Below are 11,347 nucleotides of genomic sequence, written 5' to 3'. Positions count from 1 at the left end.
GCAAGTTTGATTTGAGGAATAAAGATTTGCGAGATATGTGCGAGGGGCCTAGGTTCAACCAATATTCGTTGGGGAAAAAGCTGAAGAACGTTTCGAAGCATTACCTGGCTACATTTGGTCGTCATCACCGGTGGGTTGGAGCTCTGTGATGTTCGTTACCACTAAGGAAGAGTGAATGGATGTTTTCTCAGGCGATGGTTGTTCGGTTGCTTGCAACTCTTGTTCAAGAACCTGATGGATATATTCGGGATCAATTGAATCCAGTTCAGACAGGATGCGTTCCTTATTCACCGAGACGGTCTTTCCATCCTCTCCCGTTCTCGTCATCGTATATTCTACACGAGCGATTTTCACCTTATTCCTGTCCTCTTCTTTTCGTTGTCTTTCATCATGACTCTCACGAAGCCGCTGTAGGGTATTGCGACAGGTGAATGTGGGACGAATCATGGATCATCCGTAGGCTGGATGATGGGCAACATTCTCAGCCAGTGTTGAGACCTTAGTGCGAGCACCGGGTTATCAGTCCGGTCGATTCTAATTGGAAAAGGAGATAAAGGCTAGTCAGGAATCCAAGAGGTGTCAGCACAAACCTTTTTTGTGCTAGATTTATTTTCCCATGAGATTGTTGACTGTGGAGCAACCTATTCAAAATCAGAGTGTAGTAGATATTCTTTCTGCTAGGCCTTTAGCCTAGACCTCCTAGATGAAAAATTCCATACTGAATAATCTTATTCTTCTTTCCGTACACTTTCGAAAGCTAGGAGGACAACAGAGTCCAACGAATTTGAGAAAATTAGGATGGCCTTTCGTTCTGCCCTGCGTGGTTTTTGTGGTGGTGGGCATGCTGGGTATGTCCGGGAAGCCTGATGTTGTTCCGGAGCAGGCTGAGAGCGATCTAGAGGTATTTGTCCGTCAGGGATGCCCGCATTGTGAAAAGGCGAAAACCTATCTCACCCGACTGAAACAACAATATCCCCAACTCATCGTCGCAATTCGCGATATCGGCGAAGATCCCCAGGCGTTACTTCGATTACAAACATTGGCGGCAAAATTCGGTGTCACACAACTGGGTGTGCCGGCTTTTTATGCGCGAGGGGAGCTGCTCATCGGGTTTGAGTCTGAGGAGACCACGGGAAAGCAACTGGAAAAATTGTTGGGGCGACCACCACCGGATAAAGGCACTCCGTCGGAGGGCGTCTGTCCTATTGAATCGGAGGCGCCTTGTCCCCCGGAGCCTACCCAAAAGGCTATCGGGGGACAGCGCATTTTTGTTCCTTTTTGGGGTGATCAGACTCTTCCCGAACTCAGCCTGCCGGTTTTTACCGTTCTTCTCGGTCTTCTTGACGGATTTAATCCCTGTGCGATGTGGGTCTTGCTGTTTTTGTTGGCATTGTTGGCGAACCTGCGGGATCGACGAAAGATGTTCCTCCTGGCCGGAACATTCGTCCTGGTCAGCGGAGTGGTGTACTTTGCGTTCATGGCCGCGTGGCTGAATGTCTTTTTGCTTATCGGGTATGTGCGCATCATTCAAGTCATGATGGGTGGGCTGGCCGTTGGAATCGGCCTGGTCAACATCAAAGAATTTTGGGCTTTTGGGCGAGGCCCTTCAATTGCTATTCCGGAGTCAGCGAAGCCCGGACTCTATGCGCGAGTCCGAAAAATTTTAGCGGCTGAACGGGTCAGCCAGGCTTTGGTCGGAATACTGGTATTGGCCACCTTGGTGAATATGATTGAGTTCGTCTGTACCGCCGGATTTCCGGCCTTGTTCACACAAGTCCTGAGTCAACAGGGTCTGACCACGTTTGAGTATTACGGGTATCTTGGTCTCTACAATCTGGCCTATATCACCGATGATGCGGTGATGGTCACGATCGCCGTGGTCACCTTAAGCCATCATAAATTGCAAGAACGGGAAGGACGATGGCTTAAGCTGATCAGCGGGATGGTGATGCTGGGATTGGGTAGCCTACTGCTGTTCTTTCCAAATCTATTATTCTAACGTTCGTCCGTCTAAGGTTGAATGGTGCAATACCCTTGTGATTACTCAGTAAGAGTTCTACAGTTAGGCTTTAACCAATAGGTAAAGAGTATTTCCCCCACGAATGTATATATGACACTGGAAATCCAAGAAGGTCTTAGAGCGTTCTTTGGAATGTTTGTGGAGGACATGTGTTGGGTGAACACGAACGCGATCTCTTGTATGCGAAGCAGGTAGAGCAACTCTATGGGCTCGCACCGGTTGGCATCATCGCCTCCCTGGTCAATGGATCTATTCTGACTTTTATTCAATGGAACGTGATTGCCCATGGCATTTTGCTTACTTGGTTTTTCTGCCTGATCGTCCTCAATGGGGCCTGGAGCCTGCTATGGTATCAATTCAAAAACACGTCTCGAAATCCACAGGATTTATCTCGCTGGAGTCGTAGATTTCTCGTCGGGACCCTTGCCTCCGGCATGCTCTGGGGGATAACGGGTGTCATCTTCTTTCCCGAAAGCTCCATTTCACATCAAATCTTTTTGACTTTTGTGATAGGTGGCATGATTGCCGGGGCAACCGCTGTGTATGCGGCCTTACCAGGAGCCTTTCTGGCCTATTCCCTTCCGACCATTACCCCGCTTCTCGTTCAGTTTTTTGTCGTGGGTGATGAACAACATATGGCCATGGGAGCCATGAGCCTGCTTTTCGTGACGATGATGTTTGTCACCTTACGCCGCAACCATTCTGTGACGATGGCATCGATGACACTAAGCCTGGAGTTGAGCAAATCCAATCAATCATTACAAAGCGAAGTTCATGAGCGTAAACAGGCAGAGGTGGCTCTTCGGGAAAGCCAGGAACAGCTTCATTCGGTTGTGCAATCAACAGACGAGGGTATCATTTCGTTAAATAGTCAGGGGAAGGTGATGTTGTGGAATACAGGAGCGGAAAGCTTGTTTGGCTTGACGATGGAGGAGATGCAGGGTCAATCTTTGGATCGCATTGTTCCAGAACGGTTCCGTCTGGCTCATCAACAGGGGATTCTACGGGCCTCGCAAGCCGGAGGGAAAACCGTTGAGGGGGAAATGTTTGAGCTGATGGGGCTTCGAAGGGATGGCAGTGAATTTCCGCTTGAACTGTCTCTGGGGTATTGGCACAAGCACGGAGAGATTTTTTTTACCGGCATTGTCCGGGATGTCACAGCACGGAAGGCGACGGAACAAGCCCTTCATCGCCGCGAGCAGGAACTCGAGCAAAGTCAAGACGAGCTCCGGGCTCTTGGTGCACAACTCATTTCTGCTCAGGAAGATGAGCGCCGCCGTCTTTCCCGTGAACTTCATGATGATATGAATCAACGGCTAGCCGTCGTCGCGATTGAGATACAATCCATTCAGAGGACTCTGCCGGAGTCGGATCCGATGCAAAAGACTCTTCAACACTTGAATGATCAAGTCTCCTCACTTTCCGATAACGTCCGGCATTTAGCTTACCAGCTGCATCCTTCGATTTTGGATGACCTGGGCTTAGTCGTCGCACTCCAGTCCTCTATTAAAGATTTTTCTCAATGGGAAAACATCCCGGTCACGTTTCAACCACGGGATGTGCCTCACAACTTGCCTCAAAACATCGCGTCCTGTGTGTATCGGGTGACGCAAGAGTGTTTACGAAATGTGGCGAAACATGCGGAGGCCTCTCAGGTTTTTGTGGAGGTGGTGGGATTGGAGGCCGGCCTCAGGCTCGTCATTACGGATAATGGGAAAGGATTTATCCCTCAGGCTGTTCGCCCAGGAACTCACGGGTTAGGGTTAATCGGGATGAAGGAACGCATTCGTGTGGTGCAGGGCAAGTTTAACGTGAAGGCCTCCAAGGGCAAAGGCACCACCATTACTGCCTTGATTCCACTCTCTCCAAGACTATAATCCCACCCAGACATTTCGGTTTTCAACCGAATGTGCTTCTACTTCTCCTTGGAACCATCAGATGGAATTCAGGCTCCTTTTGAAATTTTTCATGGGAATGTTGAAAAAAACCGCCAGCGGCGTTCTCGCCCTTTTGCCGTGCCCACGTACAAAGTGTAGGTTCCGCGCGTCAAAACGGCTGCGGCCCTGCTGGACGGACTTTTTTGAACATTCCCTCCCCTTGACCATGCGGAGCTCCTCTGGAGCTTTTATTGACTATTGAAGTGAATTATTCAACAGGCCCTTCATGATTATGTGAGGAGAATATAGATTTGAGCATGGTTGAATCCCCATCATAGAACCGAGAATTTGTATTAATGACGATATGCTTATCCAGTAGGTATGAGTGAATTCGCATGTGCGTGCAGTGCGGAAACGCCCGTTTCAAGCCCCTCTCCTTGCTTTAATCCTCTACAAATATTTTTCCTGTTCTATACCCGTTGACCGACCAATCCAAACCCCAGTCATGAGTTTGGGAGCATAGGTTGAGTGCGGATATCTCTAGCGGATGGATGGTATCAATTATGCTATGAAGACTTGAATCAGGGGGGAGATGATCGTGTCCCAATCGAAGCGAGTTAAGACGAATTCTCTGGATACCCCGTGTTGCACGTCCGAACCGACTCATACCAAAAGATTCTGACGCTTGAATTGAATCCACGGCTAATTCGAGAGGAGGGAGAATGATGAATCCACCAGAAACACGAAGAAGAGGACTATTGGCGCTGACGGAGAAAGAGGCCGTGACTGATCGTACCAGGATCTTACATGAATACCCTCGACCCAATTCCACAGATGTGAGGATGGACAAGGTTGTTAAACGATTTTTAATTAAACGTCAGGAAAAAGTTGGGAACTGATAATTCCGTTACAGGGTGATGCCCTCACTCTGCCAATGCCCGATGGCTTTGGTGATGAACTGTACGATAAACATGGCCAATCCGGGATATCCGATTCCCCGTTGCCATCCTTGAGCACAAAGCTCAGATCGATCGGTGTTGATTATCCGGCAGACGAGTTGTGGTAGCGAGTTATCCTAAGGCAGTGGGTTCCCATGTGAGAAAAACCATAAGCTGAGTTTTGAATATGGAGGACGATATGTCGGCCAGGATTTTGGTCGTTGATGATGAGGCAGACAGCGCCTGCTTCATAGCCGGGGCGATAGAGGGATGGGGATTCGAGGCGGTGACGACCTCAAACGGGCGTGAAGGTCTCCACGTGCTTCACACCACGCCTATTGATGGCATTTTTCTGGATTTGGAAATGCCGGTGATGAATGGATGGACCATGTTGGATGAATTGCGGTGGCAGGGGAACGCGGTTCCGGTCATTGTCATGTCAAAAGTATTCAATTACACGACACTACAGCGTTTTCTTGTAGAAGGTGCCCAGGATTATCTGGTGAAACCGTTCAATCATCTTCTCTTGATGCAGAAAACATTTCGGCATTTCCCTTGGCGAGCAAGCGTGGGAGAAAGACCGGCTTTAGTCAAAGATACAACTCATGAGGCCAAACACTCTCTGGCAGTAGGAGCGCTCCTGGTCCAAGGTAGTTTTGCGTTATCTGCGAGGAAATCTGATTGGAAAGTGGCCTGAGTCGTAAGAGTGGTTCGCCCTTATCCTATTCTTCCTCATTTTCCTTTCTTTCATGGTGCCGATGAATGGTCTCCTATTCACCCTGTTGAGATGTCCAGATCAGGGAATCACGGACATTCTCCTTGATCGTCTCTGGGAAAGGAAGGCTCGTGGGCAGTGCCACACAGTGATTCGATGACGTAGGGATCGGTATGCACACGTTCAGGAAGGCTTGCTTGAAGAGTAAAAGATTATTAACCCGAACTCATGACCATCAGACCAATAGAAGGAGAATTATGAGAAATCAGAAATCTAACCATGACGAAAAGACATCAAAAGTTTTACCATTCCAGCTTCCCATTGCTAAGGGTACGAAGGATGGAGCTCCTACGACGAACACGAAAAAAGGGAATTTAAAAACAGTGCCTAAACTAGCTGCGCGTAGGAAGAGCGCTTTGCCCAAACCGTCTCAACTTGTTTCCCCCCTTTTTACTTCAGAAGAAGAATTACAGGCGCGAATTCCGAAACTCGCATATGAATTGTATGAACAACGAAAGCGGCAACATGGCTATGATCGAGAGGACTGGTTTCGAGCGGAAAAGGATGTCTTGACCCAAAAAGGAGTGAGGTAGATGGAGGGGCATGGTTGCTGAAACTCTTTCTTCAGTGTCATGCCTTCCCCTGCATTCTTATCCTTGCCAATATGGTATGGGGGTGCCGGCCAGATCACTTGGTCAGGCCTCGATAGGGCATCCGTTCTCCTCAAGAATCTTTCAGATCCTGTCCAGGCTCACTTGACCTTCGACTCGTTTCCCTCCTGGCGTTGGCTTTGACCCAGTGGCCCCGAGAATGCACATACTTGCTTTTTTCTAATATGTCTATTATTCTAGACATATGGAAATTAAAGATGCATTGCTGGCATTTGCGGCCCTTTCTCAAGATACCCGACTGCGTGTCTTTCGTCTGTTGGTGGAATATGGACCGGAAGGGGCACCTGCGGGGACATTAAGTGAGGCTCTGGCCATTCCCCATAACACTCTCTCCTTTCACCTCTCGCACATGAGCAAGGCGGGTTTGGTTCTTTCTCAGAGAAAAGGCCGCTCAATCATCTACAGCGCCAACTTTGAATTTTTCACCGATCTGATTCGTTACATGGTCAAAGACTGCTGCCGCGAGGATATGGCCAGTATCCGGGACAATAAACAAAAGAAATGTAGCATTATCGAACTCTCGAATTGTTGCTAACCCATTCACAAGGAGGCCTATCCATGAAACGTCTTCATATTCATATCGGAGTCGACCAGTTAGAAGAAGCCATCGGGTTTTACAGTAAATTGTTTGGCGCGGAACCGGTCAAACGCAAATCCGATTATGCCAAATGGATGCTGGAGGATCCCCGCGTTAACCTGGCCATCTCCACGCGGGTTTCCACGAAAGGTGTGGATCACCTGGGCATTCAGGTTGAGGAGGAGCAGGAGTTGGACGAGATCCGGCAACGACTGAAAACCGGACATCTCCCGGTGGCCGAAGAAGGAGAGACCCTCTGCTGTTATGCCAAATCGGATAAATCCTGGGTATTGGATCCTGCCGGAGTCCCGTGGGAAGCCTACCGCACGATGGAAGACGCGGAAATCTTTTCAACCCATTCGGCGCAAACAGAAACCGCCTGTTGTGAGCCGCCGTCTCTGGCGAGACCCGAGACTGAAATGCCGATACAGGAATCCAGCGGTTGCTGTAGCTAATGTCTGTTGAGCCAATAAAAGTCCTGGTTATCTGCACGGGCAATTCGTGCCGGTCCATCATGGCCGAAGCCCTGATTAACCATATGGGCCAAGGACGATATCTGGCGTGGAGTGCAGGAAGTCATCCCGCCGGATACGTCCATCCGGGTTCCGTCTCGACCTTGAAACGGCAAGGAATCGATCCGGGGCAGCCGCGTAGCAAATCGTGGGATGACCTGATCTCACAGCCTTTTGATCTGGTCATCACTGTCTGTGATCAAGCTGCCGGAGAAGCCTGCCCTATCTTTTCCGGCCAACCCCGAAAGCTGCATTGGAGCATTCCCGATCCAGGCAGAGTGATCGGCACCGAAGACGAGATCAACGCGGCCTTTGACCAAACCTTTTTCCTGCTCAAAACCAGAATCGGAGATTTAATATCATGACTGCCTCTGTGCCACGGCGTTTATCTTTTCTGGACCGCTACCTTACCGCGTGGATTCTCCTGGCCATGGCGGCCGGCGTCACAATCGGCTCGGTCTTCACCGGGGCACCGGCATTCGTCAACAGCCTCTCTCTGGGAACAACTAACATCCCCATCGCCATTGGCCTTATGCTCATGATGTATCCTCCGTTGGCTCGCGTGAAATATGAAGAGCTGCCCCTCATCTTTCGCGATTGGAAAATTCTCCTCCTGTCGCTCGTCCAAAACTGGATCATCGGTCCCTTACTGATGTTCGGTCTGGCTGTGACCTTTCTCTCTGATTCGCCGGAATACTTGACCGGGCTCATCCTCATTGGACTGGCCCGCTGTATTGCCATGGTGTTGGTCTGGAATCAACTCGCCGAAGGTGACAACCAATATGTAGCAGCTTTGGTGGCCTTCAACAGTCTCTTTCAATTGATCTTCTTCAGTGGATTGGCCTGGTTTTATTTGGAAATCCTGCCGCCACTGTTAGGGCTGGCTGTGGAGGTCGTCGACGTCAGCTTTCAGACAATTGCGGAAAGTGTTTTCATCTACCTGGGCATTCCCTTTGTGTGCGGGTTTCTCTCCCGCCGGATCGGGATCAAACGAAAAGGCCGCGAGTGGTATGAAGAGGCGTTCCTCCCGAAGATTGCTCCTATTACGCTGATGGCACTTCTATTCACCATCCTTGCCATGTTTACGCTCAAAGGCGGCATGGTGCTCAGTCTGCCTGGAGATGTGATTCGCATTGCCCTGCCTCTCGTTCTCTACTTCGTCCTCATGTTTCTCGTCAGTTTTAGCATGGGCAAACTCATCGGGGCCGATTATGGCAAAACGACGGCCACCTCCTTTACAGCAGCCAGTAATAACTTTGAACTGGCCATCGCCGTGGCCATCGCGGCATTCGGCCTGGGATCGTCCGTCGCGTTTGCCACCGTTATCGGGCCTTTAGTCGAAGTGCCGGTACTGTTAGCTCTTGTCCATGTCGCCTTCTGGTTAAAAAAGAAATGGTTTGACGGAGATCCGGCATCCGTTCACGTTAGCTAGGCTATCAAGCCCATCCCGCCGGCCAGGTCGTTCGTTGTTTGCCTAATATTTCCAGACATGCCAACATAGGCAGTAGAGATTATGGAGTGCGTCATCCAGATGATTCAAAGAGGAGAGCTATTGTGTATGGTCTACACCGAACAAGCATCATTCTGATCGGGCTGATTATCCTGCTGGTCCTTTCCGGATGTACCAATCATCCTGCGAAAGCCGAGGCCGAATCACTCAATCCGGTGGAGATTAAAGAATGGCAGGTGCCCTGGGACCAGACGAGACCGCGTGATCCGTATGTGGATCAGCAGCATCGCGTGTGGTTCGTCGGACAGGGAGGAGATTACATTGCGGTGCTCGACCCTGAAGTCGGGCAATTTCACCAATTCAAACTCGATCCCGGCACCGGTCCGCACAATCTGATTGTTGATAAGGAAGGACAGGTTTGGTACGCCGGAAACCGGGCGGCTCACATCGGCAAACTCGATCCGGCTACCGGAAAGATCATCAAGTACCCCATGCCCGATCCAAAAGCCCTTGATCCGCATACTCTGGTGTTTGGCCAGAACCGGGACATCTGGTTTACGGTACAGCAGGGGAATTTCGTGGGGCACCTCGATATGGCTACCGGAAAGATTCAACTCATGCCGCTTCCATCCGCACAGGCTCGCCCCTATGGCATTGTTCTGGATCACGCCCGCTCACCATGGTTTACTGAATTCGGTACCAACAAGTTGGGGACGGTAGATCGGGATACCAGGACCATTCGAGAAATTCCGCTCTCACGGAAGGAAACCCGACCACGACGACTGGGGGTCACCTCGGACGGCGTCATTTGGTATGTGGATTATTCCGAAGGGTATCTTGGATCCTATAACGCCAAAACCGGCGACATTCAGGAATGGTTGGCGCCAGGAGAAGCAGATGCCCAACCTTACGGGATGATTGTCGATGAACAGGACCGGGTGTGGTTTGTGGAAACCGGCGCGCACCCCAATCGCCTCGTTGGATTCGATACCCGAACCCAAACGTTCATGAGTCTCACCGATATCCCCAGCGGTGGGGGAAGTGTTCGTCATATGGTCTATCACCATCCAACCAAAACCATCTGGTTCGGCACGGATGCCAACACCATCGGTCGCGCCAGGGTTCCTTAGACAAGTTTCTTCTTTGCAAAAATGGCAAGGGGGAGTTTCCGCCCATGGCACCTGACTTGACCCATTCGGAGGCGACGGTTTTGAAGGCTCACTATCCTCCGGTATTTCGACCCCCCCGTCATCTCGACCTTCCCTGTCACTTTGCCCCCCTGTCATTTCGACCAGAGGGAGAAATCCTTTCTATGGCACATGCCTATTATGTTTATCTCCTGACCAATTGGAACAACACAGTCATGTATGTTGGAATGACCAATGACTTAAAGCGCAGAATGTATGAACATAAGAAAAAGCTTGTGAAAGGGTTTACTCAAAAGTACAACATCAACAAGCTCGTGTATGTTGAGGAAACCCAGGACGTGAATGCAGCCATCCTACGAGAAAAAGAAATAAAAAAATGGAGGAGAGAGAAAAAGGATTCTTTAGTGATGAGCGAAAATCCCCAGTGGAAGGATTTAAGTCTCGAATTTCAGGATTCCTCACTTCGTTCGGAATGACAATCTTGAAGGTGATTTCAAATCATGGATTAACTTTCCTATCATTCATCCTTGTCTTATTCTCTACTGAATAAAAATGATAAGGTGGAATATCATCAGTAGGTGCCATGACGGGCAACCGCATTAACAAGGAGTATTCATGTTCATGAAGCTATATTCGTCGGAATGTCCACCGCGGCGATTCTGTCTCCGTTTTTTTCTTATCGCCATCTTCGTCATGGCACTTCCACAATTAAGCCTTGGTGAGACGGATCATGCCTCCTCTTCCTCAGAAGAGAATGCGGCCTTAGGGCAATTGGGAAGCATTGAATTTCCCGCATCGGGGGCACCAGAAGCCCATCCCCATTTCCTCCGTGGCGTCGGGGCGCTCCATTCGTTCTGGTATGAGGAAGCCATCGAGGCGTTTCGTCGAGCGACCACTATTGATCCAAATTTTGTGATGGGATATTGGGGTGAGGCGATGGCGAATAATCATCCCGTCTGGAGTGAAGAAAATGTTGAGGCGGCACGGGCGGCTCTGGGAAAAGTATCCGATACGGCGTCCATAACTGCCAGAGAACGTCAGTATCTCCAGGCCGTGAACACGTTATTTGGTGAGGAAGACAAGCTCGCCCGTGATCAGGCGTATGCGGCCCGAATGGAAAGCCTTGCCAGTGAGTATCCCGAAGATCTGGAAGCCACCTGTTTTTACGCCCTGTCCCTGCTGGGATTGGCCACCCATTATGATGAAAAGCCGGACCTGCAGGAGAAATATCGTGTGCAGGCCGGGGCTCTGACGTTAGGTGTATATGGAGTGAATCCCAATCACCCGTGTGCCGCGCACTACACCATTCATGCTTTTGACGATCCGATCCACGCCATCCTGGCCCTGCCCCAAGCCCGTCGCTATGCCAAAATCGCTCCTGAAGCGCATCATGCGCAACATATGCCCGCCCATATTTTTGTCCAACTGGGTATGTGGGA

At 50.1% G+C, this 11,347-nt stretch carries 13 protein-coding genes; 12 read left to right on the top strand and 1 reads right to left on the bottom strand.

The features are described 5' to 3' along the window. Positions 1 to 108: 108 nt before the first annotated feature. Positions 109 to 447: a hypothetical protein gene (locus tag AAH187_RS17435; RefSeq protein WP_342349760.1), complete on the bottom strand. Its 339-nt coding sequence runs from the start codon at positions 445 to 447 to the stop codon at positions 109 to 111. 256 nt (positions 448 to 703) lie between these two features. On the opposite strand from AAH187_RS17435, the gene AAH187_RS17430 reads away from it, so the two are divergent. From AAH187_RS17430 to AAH187_RS17375, 12 genes are all read left to right on the top strand, one after another. Then, positions 704 to 1,999 (top strand): glutaredoxin domain-containing protein, encoded by a 1,296-nt coding sequence (locus AAH187_RS17430; protein WP_342349759.1) that lies wholly within the window; start codon positions 704 to 706, stop codon positions 1,997 to 1,999. 170 nt (positions 2,000 to 2,169) lie between these two features. Then, positions 2,170 to 3,897 carry a PAS domain S-box protein gene (locus tag AAH187_RS17425; RefSeq protein ID WP_342349758.1) on the top strand — a complete coding sequence of 576 codons (1,728 nt, stop codon included), beginning with the start codon at positions 2,170 to 2,172 and terminating at the stop codon, positions 3,895 to 3,897. A 722-nt stretch (positions 3,898 to 4,619) separates the two neighbouring features. After that, positions 4,620 to 4,796 (top strand): hypothetical protein, encoded by a 177-nt coding sequence (locus AAH187_RS17420; RefSeq protein ID WP_342349757.1) that lies wholly within the window; start codon positions 4,620 to 4,622, stop codon positions 4,794 to 4,796. A gap of 238 nt (positions 4,797 to 5,034) precedes the next feature. Beyond that, a complete protein-coding gene (locus AAH187_RS17415; protein ID WP_342349756.1) occupies positions 5,035 to 5,532 on the top strand; it encodes a response regulator in 498 nt (165 codons plus the stop codon). 434 nt (positions 5,533 to 5,966) lie between these two features. Further along, complete coding sequence (locus tag AAH187_RS17410; RefSeq protein ID WP_342349755.1) at positions 5,967 to 6,143, top strand: DUF2934 domain-containing protein; 177 nt, start codon at positions 5,967 to 5,969, stop codon at positions 6,141 to 6,143. 262 nt (positions 6,144 to 6,405) lie between these two features. Further along, positions 6,406 to 6,756, top strand: coding sequence for a metalloregulator ArsR/SmtB family transcription factor (locus tag AAH187_RS17405; protein ID WP_342349754.1), 351 nt, complete (start codon positions 6,406 to 6,408; stop codon positions 6,754 to 6,756). Positions 6,757 to 6,779: 23 nt separating this feature from the next. Beyond that, positions 6,780 to 7,253, top strand: a complete 474-nt coding sequence (locus tag AAH187_RS17400; protein WP_342349753.1) for an ArsI/CadI family heavy metal resistance metalloenzyme — start codon at positions 6,780 to 6,782, stop codon at positions 7,251 to 7,253. Then, on the top strand, positions 7,253 to 7,675 hold the full coding sequence (locus AAH187_RS17395; RefSeq protein WP_342349752.1) for an arsenate reductase ArsC: 423 nt from the start codon (positions 7,253 to 7,255) through the stop codon (positions 7,673 to 7,675). Before AAH187_RS17400 ends, AAH187_RS17395 begins: the two co-directional genes overlap by 1 nt. Next, positions 7,672 to 8,742, top strand: a complete 1,071-nt coding sequence (arsB, locus tag AAH187_RS17390) for an ACR3 family arsenite efflux transporter (protein ID WP_342349751.1) — start codon at positions 7,672 to 7,674, stop codon at positions 8,740 to 8,742. The genes AAH187_RS17395 and arsB overlap by 4 nt, the downstream gene beginning before the upstream one ends. Before the next feature lie 122 nt (positions 8,743 to 8,864). Further along, entirely contained in the window at positions 8,865 to 9,890 is a 1,026-nt protein-coding gene (locus AAH187_RS17385; RefSeq protein WP_342349750.1) for a hypothetical protein, read from the top strand. Positions 9,891 to 9,934: 44 nt separating this feature from the next. Then, a complete protein-coding gene (locus AAH187_RS17380) occupies positions 9,935 to 10,384 on the top strand; it encodes a GIY-YIG nuclease family protein (RefSeq protein ID WP_342349749.1) in 450 nt (149 codons plus the stop codon). 145 nt (positions 10,385 to 10,529) lie between these two features. Beyond that, positions 10,530 to 11,347 (top strand): hypothetical protein (locus AAH187_RS17375; RefSeq protein ID WP_342349748.1); only part of this gene is annotated, 818 nt, incomplete at its 3' end.

The sequence above is a fragment of the uncultured Nitrospira sp. genome (assembly GCA_902500695.1).
In the GTDB taxonomy this organism is placed as follows: Bacteria; Nitrospirota; Nitrospiria; order Nitrospirales; family UBA8639; genus Nitrospira_E.
The sequence above is the reverse complement of the archived record's forward strand: the minus strand, read 5'-3'. Positions and strand labels throughout refer to the sequence as shown.

Coding starts and splice junctions, on each gene's coding strand:
- AAH187_RS17435 (WP_342349760.1), bottom strand. CDS start 447: ATGATTCGTCCCACATTCACCTGTCGCAATACCCTACAGCGGCTTCGT.
- AAH187_RS17430 (WP_342349759.1), top strand. CDS start 704: ATGAAAAATTCCATACTGAATAATCTTATTCTTCTTTCCGTACACTTT.
- AAH187_RS17420 (WP_342349757.1), top strand. CDS start 4,620: ATGATGAATCCACCAGAAACACGAAGAAGAGGACTATTGGCGCTGACG.
- AAH187_RS17415 (WP_342349756.1), top strand. CDS start 5,035: ATGTCGGCCAGGATTTTGGTCGTTGATGATGAGGCAGACAGCGCCTGC.
- AAH187_RS17405 (WP_342349754.1), top strand. CDS start 6,406: ATGGAAATTAAAGATGCATTGCTGGCATTTGCGGCCCTTTCTCAAGAT.
- AAH187_RS17400 (WP_342349753.1), top strand. CDS start 6,780: ATGAAACGTCTTCATATTCATATCGGAGTCGACCAGTTAGAAGAAGCC.
- AAH187_RS17395 (WP_342349752.1), top strand. CDS start 7,253: ATGTCTGTTGAGCCAATAAAAGTCCTGGTTATCTGCACGGGCAATTCG.
- arsB (WP_342349751.1), top strand. CDS start 7,672: ATGACTGCCTCTGTGCCACGGCGTTTATCTTTTCTGGACCGCTACCTT.
- AAH187_RS17380 (WP_342349749.1), top strand. CDS start 9,935: ATGGCACCTGACTTGACCCATTCGGAGGCGACGGTTTTGAAGGCTCAC.